Consider the following 19012-nt stretch of genomic DNA (forward strand, 5'->3'; position numbering starts at 1 on the left):
TGCCTCCGGCTCAGTCGTCGTCGCTGTGGTCGCTGGCGGTGTTCAGCAGTGCGGTCAGCCCTTCGGCCAGGGCCTGCATCTCGTGCCGGACCTCGGTGACGGTCAGGTCGGGGCCGTGGACCAGGCGCTGCGCGTACTCGCGCCAGTGGGCGAGACCGGCGCGCAGGCGGGCGGTCTCCAGGTAGGCGAGCATTCCGCCAGTCAGGCGCAGCGTGGACTCGGAGAGTTCGAGCTGGCCGTCGTCGTCGAAGGTCCCGCGCGCAGTGCGTTGGAGGTGGAGGAAGCGCTGCGCCTCGCGGACGGCGCCCTCCTGCTCGCGGTTGGGCAGTTCGAGGCCGACGATGCGGACCTTGACGCTCGGCTCCTTCTCGGTGCCGGGCGCGGGCTCGGTGCGCTCGATCGCGGCGAACTCGATGATGGCCATGCGACGGCCGCCGGGCTGGTCGTACAGGGGCCGCACGTGCGGTTCCAGCGCCTCTTGGGCCGACGCGCTGACCTTGGCGTCGAACTTCAGCTGAGTCACGCGGGGTTGCCTTTCGGGACGGGCCAGTTGGCCTTGGTGAGCCGGTCGCGCTGGGCGGCGGGCAGGGAGAACTCGGGATGGCCAAGCCAGTCGAGTCCGGCCCAGCGCAGCCACGCGGCGTCGCACTGGTTGTCGTCGGCGAACTCGCGGCCGGTGCGCTTGAAGGCGGCCATGGCCATCGCGGTCTTGTCGGCCGACGTGCTACCGGTGGCGTACGCCTTGAGTACCGTCGGGTTGACCACGGCGTACGGCGTCTTGAAGTCGACGAGCCGCAGGCGGATCGCGCCGTGCACCATGTGGATGGCCTTGATGGCCGGTCCCTTCAGGCCCGGCGGTGCCTCTTCCATGACGACGAGGTCGCAGGCGTCCCGGCCATGGGCGCCGTCGTCGAGGGCGATGCCCACCTGGTCGACGATGTGCTGAAGGCGCCGGTCGCCGTCCTTCGCGTTCGTCTTGATCGTGCGGGTACTGCCGTCGGGGAGGCAGACACCTGTGGCGGTCATCGACAGGTCCAGTCCGAGGACACGGGGAGCAGTCACGACTGCTGTGCTCCGTCCTGCGCGTCGGCGGCTGGGGCTGTGGTCGTCCACTCGTCGGTCTGTGGCTGCTTCGGCCGGGTCCGCTGCGCGGGCCGCTCGGACGTCTGGACGTCGCGGCGCAGCTGCTCGTGCTCAGGTCCGGCGATCGACGCCGCGTACGTCTCCGCGTCCGTGGTCGCGTACGCGCGCGGCGAGGTCTCCAGTTCGCCGAAGCCCATGTCCCGTAGAAGGCCCTCGATGGTGAAGTCCGGGTAGGGCACGTGGGCGCCGGGCGGGACCTGGAGACGGACTGAGCGGACGCCCGTCAGGTACGCCTCGCGTGGGCGCGGCATCTCCACGATCGCGTCGACCTCGAACGGCAGGTTCTTCTCGGCGCGGATCTTCCACGTCTTGTCCGTGGTGGGCTTGCCGTCGGGGCCGACGACGGCGACCTGTTCGAGACGGGCGATGAGGATGACCGGGCCGTTGTGCTGGCGCAGTACGTCCAGCAGGCGACCCCACCGCTTCTTCGCGGCGTTCCACTGATCCATCGTGATCGTGGCGTCGCCGGAGCCGCCGCGGCCTTTCCGGACCGCGCGCTGGTTGGCGATGAGCTGCTGCTCGTCGGCGAGCATGTCCCACACGGCGGTCATCGAGTCGACGACCAGGGCATGGGGCTGGTCGTCGAAGGGCTGCTCGGTAGCCAGCCGGGTCATGAGACCGAGGTTGTTGAACGAGCCGTCGTGCTCGACGATCTCGTAGCGGGCGCCGGGCAGCGCCCCGTACAGGTCCGCCGAGCCCTCGCCGACCTCCAGCCAGAATGTTCGGTCCACCAGGTCGCTGGCGCTCAGTTCGGCGGCGGACCACGTCTTCCCAGCCTTCTCGCAACCGGCGAGGAGGATGATCGGCCAGGACGGTTTTCCGCTGGGCTGGCGGGTTTTCAGCTCGGGGGTGTTCATCGGGACTCCAGGGCAGGGCGGTGCTGGGTGATGGATGCCGCCCCGTGGGACAGGGTCATGACCTGCGGTGCGGCGGCCGGGCCGGAAGCGAGCCAACGCGCCTCCGGACCGGCGCTCTTGGACCCGTCCGGCGCAGGCGGGATCTCCGGAGCGCAAGCAGCGCGCGGAAGTCGCTCCTCCTCCGCCTTCGCTTCCGCTGCGCCGGTCCTTTCGGCGGCGGACGACGCAAACGCCGGACGGGTGGTGGGGGGCGCGTCCGGCGCAGGCGGGGTCTGCGGGGCAGCTTCGGTCGGCCCCTCTCCCGCCTTGGCTTCCACGGCGGCCGGGGACAGGTCGGCGGCGGTGGACGGCGTTGACGCCGGACGCGCGGTCTGGGACCCGCTCGACACAGGCCGGGTCACGGGAGCCGGAGCAGAGGACGGCTCCTCTCCGGCCTTCGATCCCGCAGCGGGCACTCGGGGCCCGGCGGGTGACGTTGATGTCGAGCGGGTGGTCTCGGTCATGCCAGCCTCACCGGCCGGATCGTGATGCCGGGGGTGGGCGCGGTGCGGGCGTGCTCGGCGATCTCGCGTATCTGCTCGGCCCACGACAGCGACATGTCGCGTGGCGTCTGACCGGCGAGGGCCTTGAGGACGTCGCCGTGCACGGTGTCGAGGGTCTCGACGGGCTGGGGCAGCGACTCGATCTCCAGCAGGCCGCGCGGCGTGTTGGCCGGGTTCCAGCCGGTGAACACGACCGGTCCGGCGTACGGCTGCACGTTGGCGCCGAGCGCGGCGACCACGCACGAGCCGACGATGTTGCGCGGGTACCGGCGCGGGCGCAGCAGGCCCACGTCGTTGACCCATCCGGTCACGGCCAGGCCGGGCAGGCTGACGCGCACCTTGCCCTCCGGCCCGATGACCTCGTTCCAGTCGACGTTGCCGTCGTGGTGGGTGAGTTCGCCGTCGGCGCTCACGATCGCGTACCGCATCAGTACCTCCGGGGGACGGTCTTGAGGAGGCTGGCGGGCACCCAGGCGCGCACCGGGAACGTCGAAGCTGGCTCCCACACGACAGAGACCCACGTCTCGCCGCCGGGAGCGATGCAGATGCGGCCGGGCTTGCCGTCGAACCGGTACAGGAAGTTCGCGGGGGTGTCGTTGCGGACGACGCCGTAGTAGCCCGACTTGCGGTGGACAACGGGCTGGTACTGCGGCCACTGCTTGGCGAAGTGCTCCAGCAGCACCGTGAGAGGTTCGCTGGTGTCGATGACGGCGGTGGGCCGGTAGTCCGCCCGCCGCGCGGGCCTGTCGATGCTCATGCGTGGTGTCCTTGCTGCTCGTTGCCGACGGCGGGTCGGGAGTGCCCGATGCGGACCCGTTCCTGCTCCAGCTGGCGCACGCGGCGCTCCAGGGCCCGGATCCGGTCGCGCTGGCGGGCGACTTCGCCGAGGTAGGCGGGCAGGGCCTCGCGGGCGAAGGCGATGAACTCGATGACGGGCAGGCGCTCGTCATCGGACCAGGTCTCCAGGAAGGAGATCGGGCCGACCCGGTCCGGCTCGCCGTGCTCGCTGGGCTCGACCTTCCAAGGACCGTTGGGCAGGCCGAGGATGACCTGCTGGGTGCGCTTCAGGTAGTCGCCGGTGAGCGGTTCATGCACGGCGCGCCTCCTCGGCGTCGAGGGCGGCAAAGACCTGCCGCAGGACTTCGCAGACGCCGCCGAACTCGCGTGCCACGGCGAAGGAGTTGGCGGTGTCCATGTCGAGGGCGTTCGCCTCGTCGAGCACCTGGCGGGCTGTGCTGCGGGCGACGTCGAGAGGAGGGACGAACGTCGGCCTCAGGGCCGCAGGGCTGGTGTGTGCGATGCTGGTGGGCATCGGGTCCACCTCGGTTCGTTCTGGTGATGGGTGGGGTGGGCCGAGGGCTCGTCGGGTGCGTCCGGCGGGCCCTCAGTGCGTTCAGGCGGCTGCGCGGACCGCTCGCGACGGGGCGGTCTGCTGCGGGATGGCTGGCCCGTCGACGGCGAGCAGCGTGCGGATGCGGTCCAGGACGCTGGGCGACGGCTCGGGGGCGGTGTCGGCGATCCGGCTGATGAAGTCGTCAGCGGACTCGCCAGGCTGGATGGTCAGGACGACCTCTCTGCTCATGAGACACCTGCCTTGAACTCCCTGTCGGCACCGCAGGCCCGGCACTGGGCGCGCCAGACCGGGTTGCGATGGCCGCAGTTGCACACCCACGGGCAGACGGCGTCGATGCGGGCGCGCATCAGGCCACGCTCCGGGAGTCCGAGCCACCGGGCTCGTCGCCGGACTTGGACACCAGGAGGTCATGGACGGTACAGCCGAAGATCTCGGCGACCGCCTTCAGATGCCTGGGGGCGAGTCCGCGTCTGGGGCGAGCCTTCTCAACGTCGTTGATGCGGCTCCTGCCGAGACCGACCCGCCTGGCGAGTTCGGCTTGACTCAAGCCAGCCTCTATCCGCCGACGGCGGAACTCCGCGGGGTCTTCGTTCATGCATACGACAGTACGACTTTGTATCACTCGCCACAAGTGACTAGTCCTGAAATCTTCTGTCACCCGTGAAGGAGTCGTGCACGGTCTCGCGCGGCCTGCCGCCCTTCAATAAAGTTCGAGAAAGTACGAGCGCCCACGAGGGGGAGCAGATGAACAACCAGGACCTCAGCCCACCGGGCTACGGCACACTCATCCGCATCGCCCGCGAGGCCAAGGGCTGGAGCCCGGAAACCGCGGCGGCGAACATGCCGTTCCGCTTCTCGGGATCCAGCTGGCGCCAGATCGAGGCCGGCTACCGGGGAAGCGGCGAGAAGCGCAAGCGAGTCCCCGGCAAGGCGTCCACGGTGGCCGCCATGGCACGCACCGTCGGGATCACCTCCGACCGACTGGAGGAGCACCATCGCGAGGCCGCCGCGATCCTGCGGGAGATGGAGCACCAGGACGCGCAGCGGGCGCCCGCCATGCCGGAGGTGCTGCAATCGGCTCCCGCTCACGTACGCCGCATGATCGACGCAGCCCTGGAGGACGTGGACCCCGAAGACAGGGCGACCGTTCTGCGCGAGATGGCAGCCGACTACGAGGCGGTCATGGCACAGCGGGCCCGCATGCGGGGGCCTCAACGCCCTCGCCATGCGGGTTAGTTCGATCGCCCGAACCGCACATCACGGTTAAGTCACGGTCTTGGCATATGCAGTGACCCCCTGTCACTTCCGACGCACGATGCGTCTTCCCCGTGCATTTATGCATGGGGAACCGACGCACGAGCGACAGGAGTCGGCCATGATTTTGGCCATCGTCGCGAGCGTGCTCGGCGGCATCATGATCTGTGGGGGTCTGTTCTTGCGGCGCCTCCTCGGCGAAATCGCCGAGCTGAGGCGACAGATCACACGGTGCGACAGGCAGATGCGCGCCCAGCGTGCCCGTGAGAATTTTCTGAGACAGCTGCTCGCCCAAGACGAGGATGACGACAGGCACGGGGACGACCCCCTGCCACAGAGGGCGGTGGCAAATGGCTACGCCCCGATCACTGAGCCGCAGGCCGAGGTGGCTCGGCCGGTGCGGCGCAAAGGCCACCTGGGGCTCCACATCGGCGGCATCGCCGCAGCCCTGACGTCCGTCACCACGATCGTCCGTCAGGCGCTGCGCCTCCACACCGCCCAGGCCACCACAGCGGTGGCAGGCGTCGCCGTCACCTCGGCCACGGCCGCCCTGATCACCATGCAGCCCTGGAGCGCCGAAGACAGCGAGGCGCCCGCCTCCGCCCCCACCGGCCTGGCCTCGCCCTACACCCGGCCCACTCGGCACCAGACCTCGCCCACGCCCAGCAGCAGCCCGACCACCGGCGCGCTCACCCAGCCGCCCTCCCCTGACAGCTTGCCGAGCGTCAGCCCGTCAGAAGCCTTCACACTCTCGCCGTTCCCGAGCGTGGTGGCCGGCAGCCCCGATCCCGCCCGAACCGCTCCCCCCAGGACCCACCGGCTCAGCGACCAGCATGCCCCGCATGGCAGAGGCAGCCGGAAAGGCGAGGGGGGCAACCGCGGCAGCTCGCCCAAACCTGCCCCTCACGGCCAGAGCAGAGAGGGCGGCCACAGCAGGCCCTCCGCGCCCCCCGGTCAGGCGCGGGGCAGACCCAAGCCAGGTCCTGCCGCGGCTGCCCACGGGAAGGGCGCCCACGGCTGAAGATCGCTGACCACAGGCTGCGGCCGTCACCGGAATACGGGGGCGGCCGCAGTTTTTACCCACAGGCGAATGACTACCTCGGTGGTGCCGATGCCGAAGGCGCCCACCGCGAGGGCGAGCAGGGCGAGAGGCATGAAGCATCTTCCTGGGGTGGTGGGGACGAGCGGAGTCCGGGGGCCGGAGTCCATAAGTTTACGCACGGAACAAAGTGTCCCGCACCCAGTGTCCCGCGAGGTTACGAAGACATGGACCGCTGCCTCACAGCTCCAGACGGGCCGCGATGGGCAGATGGTCGCTCCCGGTCCTCGGCAGCGTCCACGACGACCTGGGTTCGATCCCCTTGACCATGATCTGGTCGATGCGGGCCATCGGGAACGACGCGGGCCAGCTGAAGCCGAAGCCGGTGCCGGTGGCGCCCTGCGTGGAGCGCATCTGGGAGGTCACGGCCTTCAACGCCCGGTCATTCATGGTGCCGTTGAGGTCGCCGAGCAGGATCACCTTGCCGAGCCTCTCACGGGATATGGCGCGGCCGAGCGCGTTCGCGCTGGTGTCGCGCTGGCTGGCGGTGAACCCCGAGTGCAGCTTGACGCGGACGGACGGCATGTGCGCGACGTACACCGCGACCCGGCCGTGCGGTGTGGTGACGGTGGTGCGCAGCGCGCGGACCCAGCCCAGTTTGATGTCGACGGGCTCGGTACCGGAGAGCGGGTAGTGGCTCCAGATACCGACGGTGCCCTCCACCTTGTGGTACGGGTACGTCGCGGCGAGCGCCTTCTCGTACGTGGGCACGTCACGCGCGGCCAGTTCCTCCAGGGCGAGGATCTGCGCGCCGGAGGCGGCGACCGACCTGGCGGTGCCGGTCGGGTCCGGGTTGTCGGCGTTGACGTTGTGGGTGGCGACGGTGAGGTCGCCGTCGCCGTGCTGCTTGTGCGTCAGAAGCCCGCCGAAGAGGTTGAACCAGACGATCGCCGGGAGCAGCACCGCGAGCACGGCGGTCGCCGACTTCCGTACGAGAGCGAGGACCAGCAGCACCGGGACGAGCAGCCCGAGCCAGGGCAGGAACGTCTCGGTCAAGGAGCCCAGATTGCCGATGGTGTTGGGGATGTGGGCGTGCACCAGCATGACGAGCGCGAGCAGCGCCGCCAGCACGGCGACGACGACGCCACGCCGCCAGTAGCCGCGGTCGGTGCGCAGTCGCTCGCCGAAGCGCCGGACTCTGGCCCCCGGTCCGGTGTGCCGCACCGTTCCGTCGCCGTATCCACCGCCGTGCGCCTGCGCCATGCCCTCGTCGCCTCACTGCCTGCCGTCCCGCCGCCCCGCCCGGAAAACACTAGGCGATCGGCGACGGTGCTCCATCACATCCGTACGGCCACGAGGACGAGCGGATCGGTGTTCGAAGTTCCGGACGCCAGGGGCATGACGGACTCTGTGACGAAACCCGCATATTCGGCGGGGTGTCAGGCAGTTGTCGGCGCTTGCGTGCGCAGGCCGGTCAGGACGCCGTCGACGATGCGTTCGGCGAGGTCCTCGGCGAGCGGCCCGTCGGGGCGCATGACGCTGCGCAGCAGCATCGGTCCGGTGAACAGGTCGGCCGCGAGCTCGACGTCCGTGCCGGGCGCGAGTTCGCCGTCGGCCAGGCCGCGCCGCAGCACGTCGTACATGACGCGGCGGCGCGGTTCGACGACCACTTCGTGGTAGGCGTCCCACAGCTTGGGCAGGGTCTTCATCTGCGCGAACACGTTGTGCAGCAGCGCCGATGAGCGCATGTTGAGGCCGCGCCTGCGCATGTGTTCGAGGAGACGGATCAGGTCGTCGCGCATGGAGGTGCCGGGCAGCACCGCGTCCGGCACCTCCATGGAGGCCACGACGTCGACGAAGAGCGCCTCCCGGCCTTTCCAGCGGCGGTAGATGGTGGCCTTGCCCACTCCGGCGGTGCGGGCGATGCGCTCGATGGACAGCTCGGCGAGCGGCACTCCGTCCTCGATGAGCTGGACGACCCCTTCGACGATGGCCTGTTCCACGGCCTCACTGCGCGGCCTGCCCCGCGCCGGAGCGCCGCGTTCCGGCACGCCCTGGGCCCGACCGCCGTACCGCGCCCGTCGAGCGGTCGTCGCCTCTTGGGTCTCCACCATTTCCGCCTTTCCTACGACCCCCGGTCTCCCGCCCCCCGGTCTCCGGTCTCCGGTCTCCGGTCTCCGGTCTCCGGAGCGATTCTCCCAGGGCTGTTCTCCTCTCCCCCGCTTCCCCTTCCGCCAGGGCTACCTGCCCGCGCCGACCTTCTCCTGCACATCGCCGTCGGGGGCCGGCCGGGCCGGCGCCTTGCCCGGCAGGAACACCGCGGTGACGACGGCGCCGAGCAGCGCGACACCCGCCGCCCACAGCGCGGTGACGTGCATGGCGTGCAGGAAGGCGTCGTTGGCCGGGCCGACGAGCGCCTGCCCCTTGGGGCCGAGCTTCTGCGCGACGCCCAGCGTCGCCTCGATGGACGAGCCCGCCGTCTCGCGCAGCCCGGCCGGGAGCATGCCGAGCTTGCTCTCGATGCCGCCGCGGTAGGCGGTGGCGAGCACGGAGCCGAGCACGGCGATGCCCAGCGCGCCGCCGACCTGGCGGAAGGTGTTGCTGAGCGCGGAGGCGGAACCGGCCTTCTCGCGCGGCAGCGCCTGCATGATCACCACACTGGTCGGGGTCATGACGTGCGCCATGCCGGTACCCATGAGGAAGAACATGACCTCGAGGATCCAGATGGGCGTGGTCTTGTCGAGGATGTTGAACGCGGCGAGCATGCCGGCGAGGAGCACGAGGCCACCGGTCGTAGTGGCGCGTACGCCGATCTTGGCGACGACGAGCCGGGCGCGCGGCGCGAAGATCAGCTGGGCGGCGGCGAGCGGCAGCATCAGGGCTCCGGTCTGCAGCGGCGAGTATCCGCGCACGCTCTGCGTGTAGAACACGGAGAAGAACGTGATGCCCATGAGGGCGAAGAAGACGAGCGCGATGGCGGCCATCGCGGCGGAGAAGACCTTGTTCTTGAAGTAGTCGATGTCGATCGACGGGTGGTCGCAGCGCTTCTCGTAGACGACGAAGCCTACGAGGACGACGAGGCCCGCGGCGATGGTCGACAGGACGGTGGCGTTGGCGAAGTCGCCCTTGTCACCGCCCTTGATGATCCCGTAGACGAGCAGGACGAGACCGACGATGGACAGCAGGACGCCGACGGGGTCGATCCGGCCCGGCCTGGGATCCTTGGAGTCGGGCACGAGCACGATCATCAGCACGATGGCGAGGATCACGATCGGCACGTTGACCAGGAAGACCGAGCCCCACCAGAAGTGGTCGAGCAGCAGTCCGCCGGTGATCGGCCCGATGGCGATGGCCAGGCCGACGCCGCCCGCCCAGATGCCGATGGCCTTGGGCTGCTCCTCGCGCTCGAAGACGTTCATGAGGACGGCGAGCGTGGCCGGCATGACGAAGGCGGCGCCGAGCCCCATGACCGCGCGGAAGGCGATGAGCTGGGCCGGTGAGCCGGACTCGGCGGCCATCGCGGATCCGAGTCCGAAGACGGCGAGCCCGCCGAGGAGCACCTTCTTGCGGCCGAGACGGTCGCCGAGGAGCCCGGCGGTGAAGAGGAGCCCGGCGAAGACGAGCGTGTAGGCGTTGATCGCCCACTCGAGTTCGCTCTGGGTGGCCCCGATGCCGGTCGGCGCCGGGGTCGAGATGGTCTTGATGGCGACGTTGAGGATCGAGTTGTCGAGGACGACGATCAGCAGGCTCAGCATGAGCACACCGAGGATCGCCCACCGACGGCGGTGCACGGCCTCGGGTATGCGCGGGGCCTGCGGAACGGCGGGATTGGTCATGCGTACGAGCCTAAACCCATTTCGATACGGAACCGTCTCGTATTTGAACGAACGCTCGAAGCGTTACCGAGCCTTTACGAGGCTTTGCGGGGCTTCACGGAACTCCGCGCGCTGCGACACGGACCGTTGCGCACCGTCACGGGGACCGGGTCCCCTGGCGCGCGGGCGGCACGCGATGCCACCATGGGAGGCGATCCGGGGACGCCGTGAGGGCGCCTCGAGACGACATGAAGGAGCGTTGCGATGACGCAGCAGCTTTCGGCTGCGCGGAACGAGTCCGCGCCGCAGCCGTCCGGCAGCAGCAACCCCAAGGCGCTGTACGGCGGAAAGACGAGCCGTCGCCTGACCGTGCGGGACATCGGCCTCGCCAAGGAGCGCGGCGAGAAGTGGCCCATGCTGACCGCCTACGACGCGATGACGGCGTCGGTCTTCGACGAGGCCGGCATCCCCGTCCTCCTCGTCGGCGACTCGGCGGGCAACTGCCACCTCGGCTACGAGACGACCGTCCCGGTCACCCTGGACCAGCTCACCATGCTCTCGGCGGCCGTGGTCCGCGGCACCAGCCGCGCCCTGATCGTCGGCGACCTGCCCTTCGGCTCCTACCAGGAGGGCCCCACGCAGGCGCTGCGCTCGGCGATGCGCCTGGTCAAGGAGGCGGGCGTCGGCGCGGTCAAGCTGGAGGGCGGCGAGCGCTCGTACGACCAGATCCGGCTGCTCGTCGAGTCCGGCATCCCGGTCATGGCCCACATCGGCCTGACCCCGCAGTCCGTCAACACCCAGGGCTACCGGGTACAGGGCCGCGGCGAGGAAGCGGCGGCGCAGCTGCTGCGGGACGCGAAGGCGGTCCAGGACGCGGGCGCGTTCGCGGTCGTACTGGAACTCGTTCCGGCCGAACTCGCCGCGGAGGTCACCCGGGTCCTGAACATCCCGACCGTCGGGATCGGCGCGGGCCCCGACACGGACGCGCAGGTCCTGGTGTGGACGGACGCGCTGGGCCTGACCGGTGGCAAGATGCCGCGCTTCGTGAAGCAGTACGCAAGCCTGCGGTCGGTCATGTCCGACGCGGCGCAGGCGTTTGCCGAGGACGTGATCGGCGGAACGTTCCCTCTGGAGGAACACTCCGTCCACTAGCCACAGCGGCACGACCGCGGCCCGCCGATCTTCCCCCGTCGGCGGGCCGCGTGCTGTAGGGGCGGACCGGCGCGCGTCGCAGCGAGACCTGTCGGCGATATATCGGCGGCTGTCGGTATCCGTAGGTGGGCTGTCGGTGATCTGTCGGTGGGTTGTCGGTGGCGGCTGACACCTTGGTGGGCATGACGCGAATCGACAACACCTCCGCGAGCGACCGCCAGGTCGCCGTGTCCGTGCGGGGCCTTGTCAAGCACTTCGGTGCGACCAAGGCCCTGGACGGCGTGGACCTGGATGTGCACGAGGGCACCGTCCTCGGCGTGCTCGGGCCCAACGGCGCCGGCAAGACCACGCTCGTCCGCTGCCTGTCCACCCTGATCACCCCCGACGCCGGCACCGCGATCGTGGCCGGCTACGACGCGGTGCGCCAGCCGCGGCAGCTGCGCCGCGTGATCGGCCTCACCGGGCAGTACGCCTCGGTCGACGAGAAGCTCTCGGGCCGCGAGAACCTGTACATGATCGGGCGCCTGCTCGACCTGTCCCGCAAGGAGTCCCGCTCCCGCGCGGACGCCCTCCTGGAGCGTTTCTCGCTCACCGACGCGGCGACCCGCCCCGCCCGCACGTACTCCGGCGGCATGCGCCGCCGCCTCGACCTGGCCGCCTCGATGATCGGCCGCCCGCACGTCCTCTACCTGGACGAGCCGACGACCGGCCTCGACCCCCGTACCCGCAACGAGGTGTGGAACGAGGTCGAGGCGATGGTGCGAGACGGCGTGACCGTCCTGCTCACCACCCAGTACATGGAGGAGGCCGAGCAGCTGGCCTCCGAGCTGACCGTCATCGACCGCGGCAAGGTCATCGCCAGCGGCGGCATCGAGGAGCTGAAGGCGAAGGTCGGCGGCCGCACCCTGCGCGTCCGCCCGGCCGACCCGCGGGAGCTGCGCCCGCTGGCCGCCGCCCTGGACGAGTCGGGCCTGACCGGCCTGGCCACGTCCACGGCGGACCCCGAGTCCGGCACGGTCCTCGTGCCGGTCCTCAGCGACGAGCAGCTCACGGCCGTCGTCGGCGCGGTCACCGCGCGCGGCATCACGATCGGCTCGATCGCCACCGAACTGCCCAGCCTGGACGAGGTGTTCCTCTCCATCACCGGCCAGAAGGCGTCCACTCCGCAGGACGCCAGGCCCGAGCTCGAGGAGGTCGCCGTATGAGCGCCACCACCTTGTCCCCCGCCGCCCCCACCATCAGGGTCGACGCCGACCCGAAGATCGGCCTGCGCGGTCATCTGCGCCACACCGGCGCGCTCATCCGCCGCAACCTGCTGTGGATCAGGCAGGACCCGGAGTCGATGTTCGACGCGATCTTGATGCCCGTCGTCTTCACGCTGCTGTTCGTCTACGTCTTCGGCGGCTCGATCGGCCAGGCCCTCGGCGGCGGCCAGGACGCCTACGTCCAGTACGTGATCCCCGGCATGGTCGCGATGATGAGCATGAACATCGCGCAGGCCGTCGGCACCGGCTTCAACGAGGACTTCCACAAGGGCATCATGGACCGTTTCCGGTCCCTGCCCATCGGCCGCGCGTCGGTCCTGATCGCGAAGGTCTCGGTGGAGCTGCTGCGCCTGCTGGTCGCCACCTCGGTCGTGATGGTCGTGGCGGTCCTCGTCGGCTTCGACATCAACGGCCACTGGGGCGGCCTGTTCGCCGCCGTCGGCCTGTCGGCGCTGTTCGGCTCGGCCGTCATGTGGATCTTCCTGGTGCTCGGTGTGACCATGAAGAGCGCCCAGTCCGTGCAGGCGATGGGCTTCCTGGTGATGATGCCGCTGCAGTTCGGCTCGTCGATCTTCGCGCCGACCGGCTCGATGCCCGGCTGGCTGCAGAGCTTCACCACGTACAACCCGATGTCCGGGCTCGCGGACGCGGCGCGCGGTCTGATGCTCGGCGGCGGCCACCCGATCGCCCACGGCCTGACGGTGACGCTCGCCTGGACGGCGGGACTGACGCTGGTCATGGCGCCGGTCGCGATCCGCAAGTTCACGAAGAAGAGCTGAACGAGCCGACCTACGGTCTGCCTGTCCGACGTACCGCCTGTCGATTCGGTACGCGTCACAGCAGGGCGGTGGCCTCCTCCGCGGTGAGGCCACCGCCCTCGGCGTACGCGCTCTCGTACGCGGCGTCGCCCAGCACCGCCCGCGCCCGTGCCTCGGCTCCGGCACGCCACTCGCGCTCCATGCGGGCCGGCACGTGCATGGGCGGCAGCGCCGCGTCGGCCGCGGCGACGAGCCGCGCCGCGAGGGCGGCGTCACCGTCCCCGGCACGCAGGACGAGCGCGCGGGCCGCGGTCAGCAGGTGCAGCGAGGCCAGGTGCGGGACGATCACCAGGGCCAGCCTGTCGAGGGCCAGTTCCAGCGCGGCCCTCGCGTTGCGCAGAGCGGCCTCGGCGCGTCCGTCGAGCACGTCGATCAGCGCCTCGAACCCGGCGCTCATTCCGCGGAAGAAGACGAACTCCATGGCCTTGGACTCGCTGCGCATGAGGTCGAGTTGTTCTCGGGCCTCGGCGGTGCGGCCGCTGAGCGCGAGGTGGGTCAGGAGGAACATCCGGGCGGCCGGATGGGCCTCGTGGGTGTGCCGGTGCTCCGGGTCGAGGACCTCCCACAGCATGCGCTCGCCGCGCTCGGCGTGCCCCTCCTCGATGGCCACCTGGGCGAGCCGGACCTTGAGGATGGCGGCTTGGGCGTGGGCGCCCAGACTCTCGGCGGCCTCCTTGGCGCGGGTGTAGTCGTCGCCCGCCGCCGCGTACCGGCCCAGCCGCTCGTGGCACTCTCCGCGCGCGGACAACGCCTCGGCGACGCCCCACTCGTCGCCGAGCCGGGAGAACAGGGCGATCGACTCGTCGGCGTACGCGAGCCCGGCATCGGCGGACACGGCGGTGTTGGCGAGGACGTTGGCGCGCAGGTGCAGCGTGAGCGCGAGCTCCCACTCGTAGCCGAGGGCGCGGCAGGTGCGCACCGCTTCGTCGGTGAGCTCGCTCAGCCGGCCCGTGTCGCCGGACATCATGACCGCGTAGTACCAGAGGCTGCCGGGCGGCCGGCATGCCTGGGGCAGACCGGGATGGTAGGTCTCGGTGATGGCGCGCAGACGGGCCTGGCCCTCCTCGCTCTGCCACATGTCCACTTCCATGTCCATGTAGGCGAGCCGGGTGAGGTGGGCCTCGCGGCGGGCCTCGTCGAGGAGGTCGCCGGTGAGCGGCGGCGGGTTCTCGGTGCAACTGGTGTGCAGCGGTGGGGCGGGGCGTACGGGGCCCGCGAACGGGTCGGGGCCGAGCGCCCCGGCCTCCCGCGACCAGTTCCGCGCGTCGGTGCGCAGGCCCCGCATCTGCCAGAACCAGGAGAGCGACAGGACCAGGCAGAGCGCCTCCTGCTCGTCCCGGTCGGCGACGGCTCGGCGCAGGGCGCTGCGTACGTTCTCGTAGTCGCGCTCGATGCGGGCGATGGCGGCGCGTTGCCCGGCGCCGCGCAGCAACGGGTCCGTGGTGCGGACGAGTTCGCGGTAGTACGTGAGGTGGGCGCGCTCGGCGGCGGTGCGGTCGCCGGCCTCGGTGAGGCGGTCGGCGGCGTACTCGGCGACGGTCTCCAGGAGGCGGTAGCGCATCTCGCCGGGGCGGCCGGGGCGGTCGCTGTCGTCCGGCGCGGCGACGACGAGCGACTTGTCGACGAGGGAGCCGAGGGCTTCGAGGGTGTGGGGGCCGCAGACGGCTTCGGCGGCGGCGAGGTCGCAGCCCCCGCTGAAGACGGAGAGGCGGGCGAGGACGGCGCGTTCGGCGTCGTCGAGCAGGTCCCAGGACCAGTCGACCACCGCGCGGAGCGTCTGCTGGCGGGGCAGGGCGGTGCGGGCTCCGGAGGTGAGGAGGCGGAACCGGTCGTCGAGGCGGTCGGCGATCTGGCGCGGGGTGAGCATCCGCAGCCGGGCGGCGGCCAGCTCGATGGCGAGCGGGAGCCCGTCGAGGCGGCGGCAGATCTCGGCGACGGCGGCGGCCGTGGGCTCGTCCTGGGCCGGGTCGAATCCGGGGCGTACGGCGGCGCCGCGCTCGCCGAACAGCCGCAGGGCGTACGGCTCGGGCAGCGGCTCCACGGGGTGGAGGGACTCGCCGGGTACGCCGAGGGGTTCGCGGCTGGTGGCGAGGACGGTGACGCCGGGGCAGTGGGCGAGCAGGTGCTCGGCGAGGGCGGCCGCCGCGGTGACGACGTGCTCGCAGTTGTCGAGGACGAGCAGGAGGCGGCGGCCCGCGCAGTGCTCGACGAGGCGTACGAGGGGGTCGTCGCCGTGCCGTTCGCCCGCCACCCGCAGTTCCTCCGCGCCCGCGCCGCGCAGCACGGTCTCGCGGGCCCCGAGCGCGCCGAGGACGGCCTCGGGGACGGCGTCCGGGTCGGTGACCGGCGCGAGCTCGGCGAGCCAGACGCCGTCCGGCGCGGCACCGTCGCCGCTCCGGGCGAGCCCTTCGGCGGCTTCCTGGGAGAGCCGCGTCTTGCCCGCACCCCCCGGCCCCAGAAGGGTGACCAGACGGGCACGCCTGAGCTCGCCCCGAATGGCCTCCAGATCGGCACCGCGCCCCACGAAGGAGGTGAGGCGGGCACGGAGGTTGCCGGGGGGCGGGGTGGCTGGGGCGGCGACGGGGCCGGGGGTGGCAGGCACGGAAGCGCCAGGCGTGGGGGCGGCAGGCGCGGAGGCGCCAGGCACGGGAGTGGCAGGCACGGAAGCGCCAGGCACGGGGGCGGCAGGCACGGAAGCGCCGCGATCGGGGGGCGCAGGCGCGAAGGCCGCAGATGTTGAAGCGGTGGGTGTGGGGGTGACGGGGTTCGGGGCGTCCGGTGTGGGCGGCCGCGCCGGGGTGTGCCTCGGCGGCACCGCCGCGCCGGGCAGCGGGCCGTTCGAGGCGGCGGCGCGGCTGCGCGCGCCTGTCAGGTCGTCGGACGGGGCCAGCAACTGAGCGTGCAGGGAGCGTAGTTCCGGGCTCGGGTCCGTGCCGAGGGCGTCGGACAGGGTCGTGCGTATCCGGTCGTACGCCGCCAGGGCCTCCGCGGCGCGGCCCGCGTCGCGCAGGGCGCGCAGCCGGAGCGCCTGGAGCGGTTCGTCCAGCGGGTGCGCGTCGCACAGGGACGTCAGTTCGGGCAGCACCGCCTCCGCCCGGCCGAGCGCCACCTCGGCGGCGAGGCGGGCGCGGCGGGCGTCGAGGTGGCGGGCGTCCCAGCGGGCCGCTTCGGCGGTACGGTCGGGCAGGTCGGCGAGGGCGGGGCCCCGCCACAGGGCGAGCGCCTCGTCGAGCAGGGCGAGCGCCTTGCCCGGATCGCCGTCGTCGAGCGCCCGGACACCGTCGGAGGCGAGCCGGTCGAACCGGAAGAGGTCGACGTCGTCGGCCGTGGCCGTGAGCCGGTACGCGGAGTCGACCGACACGACCGCTCCCGCGCCCAGCGTCCGGCGTAGCCGGCCGACGAGGGCCTGCAACGCGCCCGGCACGTCGGCGGGCCGCCCGTCCGCGCCCCAGATCTCGTCGGCCAGGACCGCGCCCGGCACGGCGCGTCCCGGCCGCAGCGCGAGGACGGTCAGCAGGGCGCGCAGCCTCGCCCCGCCGACGGGAACGGCCGTGCCGTCGTCGTGGAGTGCCTGGGTGATGCCGAGGATGCGGTAGCGCACGGGCCCATTGTCCCCGAGGGGTCGGGAGAGCGGGCGGCGGCGCGAGGAACTCGCCCCTCGCCCGACACGTTTCCCGCTACGGCGGGTACGTTCAGTGGCGCTGTCCCCGTCCCTCACCCCCGTCACCCCAGGAGCCCCGTCCATGATCACCGCCCCGTCCCGTCGCGGTCGCACCGGCGGCGGCCACAACAGGATCAGCCCCGTCTTCCTCGGCATCGCCGCGGTCACGGCCGTGTCCGGCTGGGCGGTGTGGGCGGGCTTCGCCTCGCAGCCCGGCCTCGCCGTCTTCCTGTTCGTGACGGGCGCGTGGATCGTCTCGCTCTGTCTGCACGAGTACGCGCACGCGCGCACCGCCCTGCACAGCGGCGACATCTCGATCGGCGCGAAGGGCTATCTGACCCTGAACCCGCTCGCGTACACGCACGCGATGCTCAGCATCGTGCTCCCGGTCCTTTTCGTGATCATGGGCGGGATCGGTCTGCCCGGCGGCGCCGTCTTCATCGAGCGGAACCGGATCCGGGGCCGCTGGAGGCACAGCCTGATCTCGGCGGCGGGACCGCTGACGAACGTGCTGTTCGCGATCGTGTGCACGGCCCCGTTCTGGCTGCACGCGCTCGACGGGGTGCCCGCCGTGTTCCGCTTCGCGCTCGGATTCCTCGCGCTGTTGCAGGTGTCGGCGGCGATCCTGAACTTCCTGCCGGTGCCGGGGCTCGACGGGTACGGGGTGATCGAACCCTGGCTGTCGCACGGTGTCCGCCGCCAGGTGGAGCCGTTCGCGCCGTTCGGGCTGCTCGCCGTCTTCGCGTTCCTGTGGATCCCGTCGGTCAACCAGTGGTTCTTCGACCTGGTCCACGCGGTGCTGCGCGATCTGGGCGTCAGCGACTGGGACACGTACTGGGGGCAGCAGTTCTACCGGTTCTGGCAGGGCACGCCGCAGGTCTGACGGGGAGGTCTGACGGGGAGGTCTGGCGCCGCAGGTCTGGCGCCGCAGGTCTGGCGCCGCGGGTCTGGGGCGGCTTCGCCGGGCTAGGCGGGCCTGTGCGCCGCCTTCTCGGACTTCGCCTTGCGCGCGTAGAACCAGGTCATGTTCGACGTGACGCCCGCGATCAGCACCCACACGATCCCCAGGAAACTGCCCTGTACGAAGGAGACCACCGCCGCCACGACGGCCAGGACGCACAGGACGAGGGCGAAGAGAGCGATGCGGGGCATGGGGGGCGGCTCCAATACGGCACGGCGGTGCGGCGGTGATACGCCGGTGTTCGCCGACCAGTGTCCCCCATGCCCCCGCCGGGCCCCGAACGGACCCCGGACGTCGTCATGGGCCGGTCGTACGTACGCGCCCGCCCGTCACACGTCCGTGATCCGCAGGCCCGCGTGGGCCTTGTAGCGGCGGTTCACCGAGATCAGGTTCGCGACCAGCGACTCGACCTGGTGGGCGTTCCTGAGCCGACCCGCGAAGACGCCCCGCATGCCGGGGATGCGGGCGGCGAGCGCCTGCACGATGTCCGTGTCCGCGCGGCTCTCGCCGAGCACCATCACGTCCGTGTCGATCTCGTCGATCTCCGGATCGGCGAGCAGCACGGCGGACAGGTGGTGGAAGGCGGCGGTGACACGCGCGTCCGGGAGCAGGGCCGCGGCCTGCTGCGCGGCGCTGCCCTCCTCGGGCTTGAGCGCGTACGCGCCCTTCTTGTCGAAGCCGAGCGGGTTGACGCAGTCGACGACCAGTTTGCCGGACAGCTCGTCGCGCAGGGCGTCCAGCGTCGCCCCGTGCCCCTCCCAGGGCACGGCCACGATCACGATGTCGCTGCGCCGCGCGCACTCGGCGTTGTCGGCGCCCTCGATGCCCAGGCCGAGTTCGTCCGCCGCCGCCTGAGCGCGCTCGGCGGCGCGGGAGCCGATGATCACCTTCTGGCCCGCGCGGGCGAACCGGTAGGCGAGGCCCTTGCCCTGGGGGCCGGTGCCGCCGAGCACGCCGACCACGAGACCGGACACGTCCGGGAGGTCCCAGGGGTCCTTCGCCGGGGCCTTCGCGGGGGCCTGCTGGGTGCTTTCAGTAGAGGTCATGCGGTGACTTTAGTCGGCCCCGTTCAGGCGGAGTTCGGGCGGAGTTCGGGCGAACTCGCCGGGACCCGGTGGCCGAGTCCACCTGGTCGGGCACGCCCGAGCCGG

General features: G+C 71.5%; 21 protein-coding genes. 6 read left to right on the forward strand and 15 right to left on the reverse strand.

Going from position 1 to position 19012, the window contains the following annotated elements; translation table 11 throughout:
- Window positions 1-10: 10 nt before the first annotated feature.
- The 9 genes from OFY01_RS07450 to OFY01_RS07490 form a co-directional block, all read right to left on the reverse strand.
- Complete coding sequence (locus OFY01_RS07450) at window positions 11-523, reverse strand: hypothetical protein (protein WP_266597541.1); 513 nt, start codon at window positions 521-523, stop codon at window positions 11-13.
- Window positions 520-1062 (reverse strand): Holliday junction endonuclease, encoded by a 543-nt coding sequence (locus tag OFY01_RS07455; protein ID WP_266597542.1) that lies wholly within the window; start codon window positions 1060-1062, stop codon window positions 520-522. The genes OFY01_RS07450 and OFY01_RS07455 overlap by 4 nt, the downstream gene beginning before the upstream one ends.
- The gene (locus OFY01_RS07460) at window positions 1059-2000 is read right to left on the reverse strand and encodes an AAA family ATPase (protein WP_266597544.1); all 942 of its coding nucleotides are present in this window, start codon (window positions 1998-2000) and stop codon (window positions 1059-1061) included. Before OFY01_RS07460 ends, OFY01_RS07455 begins: the two co-directional genes overlap by 4 nt.
- Window positions 2001-2499: 499 nt before the next feature.
- Window positions 2500-2970, reverse strand: a complete 471-nt coding sequence (locus tag OFY01_RS07465; protein WP_266597546.1) for a hypothetical protein — start codon at window positions 2968-2970, stop codon at window positions 2500-2502.
- Entirely contained in the window at window positions 2970-3299 is a 330-nt protein-coding gene (locus OFY01_RS07470; protein ID WP_266597548.1) for a hypothetical protein, read from the reverse strand. The genes OFY01_RS07465 and OFY01_RS07470 overlap by 1 nt, the downstream gene beginning before the upstream one ends.
- Complete coding sequence (locus OFY01_RS07475; protein ID WP_266597550.1) at window positions 3296-3637, reverse strand: LapA family protein; 342 nt, start codon at window positions 3635-3637, stop codon at window positions 3296-3298. The genes OFY01_RS07470 and OFY01_RS07475 overlap by 4 nt, the downstream gene beginning before the upstream one ends.
- Window positions 3630-3854 carry a hypothetical protein gene (locus OFY01_RS07480; protein WP_266597552.1) on the reverse strand — a complete coding sequence of 75 codons (225 nt, stop codon included), beginning with the start codon at window positions 3852-3854 and terminating at the stop codon, window positions 3630-3632. The genes OFY01_RS07475 and OFY01_RS07480 overlap by 8 nt, the downstream gene beginning before the upstream one ends.
- An 81-nt stretch (window positions 3855-3935) precedes the next feature.
- Window positions 3936-4124: a hypothetical protein gene (locus OFY01_RS07485; RefSeq protein WP_266597554.1), complete on the reverse strand. Its 189-nt coding sequence runs from the start codon at window positions 4122-4124 to the stop codon at window positions 3936-3938.
- 118 nt (window positions 4125-4242) lie between these two features.
- Complete coding sequence (locus OFY01_RS07490) at window positions 4243-4491, reverse strand: helix-turn-helix transcriptional regulator (protein ID WP_266597556.1); 249 nt, start codon at window positions 4489-4491, stop codon at window positions 4243-4245.
- A 149-nt stretch (window positions 4492-4640) separates the two neighbouring features.
- On the opposite strand from OFY01_RS07490, the gene OFY01_RS07495 reads away from it, so the two are divergent.
- Entirely contained in the window at window positions 4641-5132 is a 492-nt protein-coding gene (locus OFY01_RS07495) for a hypothetical protein (RefSeq protein WP_266597557.1), read from the forward strand.
- 139 nt (window positions 5133-5271) lie between these two features.
- A complete protein-coding gene (locus tag OFY01_RS07500; protein ID WP_266597559.1) occupies window positions 5272-6171 on the forward strand; it encodes a hypothetical protein in 900 nt (299 codons plus the stop codon).
- 258 nt (window positions 6172-6429) lie between these two features.
- Here the strand turns inward: OFY01_RS07500 and OFY01_RS07505 are convergent, their stop codons facing one another.
- From OFY01_RS07505 to OFY01_RS07515, 3 genes are all read right to left on the reverse strand, one after another.
- Window positions 6430-7452: an endonuclease/exonuclease/phosphatase family protein gene (locus OFY01_RS07505; RefSeq protein ID WP_266597561.1), complete on the reverse strand. Its 1023-nt coding sequence runs from the start codon at window positions 7450-7452 to the stop codon at window positions 6430-6432.
- Window positions 7453-7628: 176 nt separating this feature from the next.
- Complete coding sequence (locus OFY01_RS07510) at window positions 7629-8303, reverse strand: TetR/AcrR family transcriptional regulator (protein WP_266597563.1); 675 nt, start codon at window positions 8301-8303, stop codon at window positions 7629-7631.
- Between the two features lie 126 nt (window positions 8304-8429).
- Entirely contained in the window at window positions 8430-10025 is a 1596-nt protein-coding gene (locus tag OFY01_RS07515) for a DHA2 family efflux MFS transporter permease subunit (RefSeq protein WP_266597565.1), read from the reverse strand.
- Between the two features lie 243 nt (window positions 10026-10268).
- Between OFY01_RS07515 and panB the strand changes: the two genes are divergently transcribed.
- The 3 genes from panB to OFY01_RS07530 all read left to right on the forward strand — a co-directional run bounded on the left by panB (window position 10269) and on the right by OFY01_RS07530 (window position 13200).
- Window positions 10269-11156 carry a 3-methyl-2-oxobutanoate hydroxymethyltransferase gene (gene panB, locus OFY01_RS07520; RefSeq protein ID WP_266597567.1) on the forward strand — a complete coding sequence of 296 codons (888 nt, stop codon included), beginning with the start codon at window positions 10269-10271 and terminating at the stop codon, window positions 11154-11156.
- A 182-nt stretch (window positions 11157-11338) separates the two neighbouring features.
- The gene (locus tag OFY01_RS07525; RefSeq protein ID WP_407700293.1) at window positions 11339-12361 is read left to right on the forward strand and encodes an ATP-binding cassette domain-containing protein; all 1023 of its coding nucleotides are present in this window, start codon (window positions 11339-11341) and stop codon (window positions 12359-12361) included.
- A complete protein-coding gene (locus tag OFY01_RS07530; RefSeq protein ID WP_266597570.1) occupies window positions 12358-13200 on the forward strand; it encodes an ABC transporter permease in 843 nt (280 codons plus the stop codon). The genes OFY01_RS07525 and OFY01_RS07530 overlap by 4 nt, the downstream gene beginning before the upstream one ends.
- 55 nt (window positions 13201-13255) lie before the next feature.
- On the opposite strand, the gene OFY01_RS07535 is transcribed toward OFY01_RS07530, so the two are convergent.
- The gene (locus tag OFY01_RS07535) at window positions 13256-16840 is read right to left on the reverse strand and encodes an AfsR/SARP family transcriptional regulator (protein WP_266597572.1); all 3585 of its coding nucleotides are present in this window, start codon (window positions 16838-16840) and stop codon (window positions 13256-13258) included.
- Between the two features lie 142 nt (window positions 16841-16982).
- Between OFY01_RS07535 and OFY01_RS07540 the strand changes: the two genes are divergently transcribed.
- Window positions 16983-17783, forward strand: a complete 801-nt coding sequence (locus OFY01_RS07540) for a site-2 protease family protein (protein WP_266597574.1) — start codon at window positions 16983-16985, stop codon at window positions 17781-17783.
- 83 nt (window positions 17784-17866) lie between these two features.
- Here the strand turns inward: OFY01_RS07540 and OFY01_RS07545 are convergent, their stop codons facing one another.
- The gene (locus OFY01_RS07545; RefSeq protein ID WP_266597576.1) at window positions 17867-18052 is read right to left on the reverse strand and encodes a hypothetical protein; all 186 of its coding nucleotides are present in this window, start codon (window positions 18050-18052) and stop codon (window positions 17867-17869) included.
- 138 nt (window positions 18053-18190) lie between these two features.
- A complete protein-coding gene (gene npdG, locus OFY01_RS07550) occupies window positions 18191-18907 on the reverse strand; it encodes an NADPH-dependent F420 reductase (protein ID WP_266597578.1) in 717 nt (238 codons plus the stop codon).
- Window positions 18908-19012 lie beyond the last annotated feature (105 nt).

Source organism: Streptomyces beihaiensis (assembly GCF_026274175.1).
In the GTDB taxonomy this organism is placed as follows: Bacteria; Actinomycetota; Actinomycetes; order Streptomycetales; family Streptomycetaceae; genus Streptomyces; species Streptomyces beihaiensis.

Excerpts from the sequence above, each read along its gene's own strand:
- OFY01_RS07460 (WP_266597544.1), bottom strand. The coding sequence starts at position 2,000 with ATGAACACCCCCGAGCTGAAAACCCGCCAGCCCAGCGGAAAACCGTCC.
- OFY01_RS07465 (WP_266597546.1), bottom strand. The coding sequence starts at position 2,970 with ATGCGGTACGCGATCGTGAGCGCCGACGGCGAACTCACCCACCACGAC.
- OFY01_RS07470 (WP_266597548.1), bottom strand. The coding sequence starts at position 3,299 with ATGAGCATCGACAGGCCCGCGCGGCGGGCGGACTACCGGCCCACCGCC.
- OFY01_RS07480 (WP_266597552.1), bottom strand. The coding sequence starts at position 3,854 with ATGCCCACCAGCATCGCACACACCAGCCCTGCGGCCCTGAGGCCGACG.
- OFY01_RS07485 (WP_266597554.1), bottom strand. The coding sequence starts at position 4,124 with ATGAGCAGAGAGGTCGTCCTGACCATCCAGCCTGGCGAGTCCGCTGAC.
- OFY01_RS07490 (WP_266597556.1), bottom strand. The coding sequence starts at position 4,491 with ATGAACGAAGACCCCGCGGAGTTCCGCCGTCGGCGGATAGAGGCTGGC.
- OFY01_RS07495 (WP_266597557.1), top strand. The coding sequence starts at position 4,641 with ATGAACAACCAGGACCTCAGCCCACCGGGCTACGGCACACTCATCCGC.
- OFY01_RS07500 (WP_266597559.1), top strand. The coding sequence starts at position 5,272 with ATGATTTTGGCCATCGTCGCGAGCGTGCTCGGCGGCATCATGATCTGT.
- OFY01_RS07505 (WP_266597561.1), bottom strand. The coding sequence starts at position 7,452 with ATGGCGCAGGCGCACGGCGGTGGATACGGCGACGGAACGGTGCGGCAC.
- OFY01_RS07510 (WP_266597563.1), bottom strand. The coding sequence starts at position 8,303 with ATGGTGGAGACCCAAGAGGCGACGACCGCTCGACGGGCGCGGTACGGC.
- OFY01_RS07515 (WP_266597565.1), bottom strand. The coding sequence starts at position 10,025 with ATGACCAATCCCGCCGTTCCGCAGGCCCCGCGCATACCCGAGGCCGTG.
- panB (WP_266597567.1), top strand. The coding sequence starts at position 10,269 with ATGACGCAGCAGCTTTCGGCTGCGCGGAACGAGTCCGCGCCGCAGCCG.
- OFY01_RS07525 (WP_407700293.1), top strand. The coding sequence starts at position 11,339 with ATGACGCGAATCGACAACACCTCCGCGAGCGACCGCCAGGTCGCCGTG.
- OFY01_RS07530 (WP_266597570.1), top strand. The coding sequence starts at position 12,358 with ATGAGCGCCACCACCTTGTCCCCCGCCGCCCCCACCATCAGGGTCGAC.
- OFY01_RS07540 (WP_266597574.1), top strand. The coding sequence starts at position 16,983 with ATGATCACCGCCCCGTCCCGTCGCGGTCGCACCGGCGGCGGCCACAAC.
- OFY01_RS07545 (WP_266597576.1), bottom strand. The coding sequence starts at position 18,052 with ATGCCCCGCATCGCTCTCTTCGCCCTCGTCCTGTGCGTCCTGGCCGTC.
- npdG (WP_266597578.1), bottom strand. The coding sequence starts at position 18,907 with ATGACCTCTACTGAAAGCACCCAGCAGGCCCCCGCGAAGGCCCCGGCG.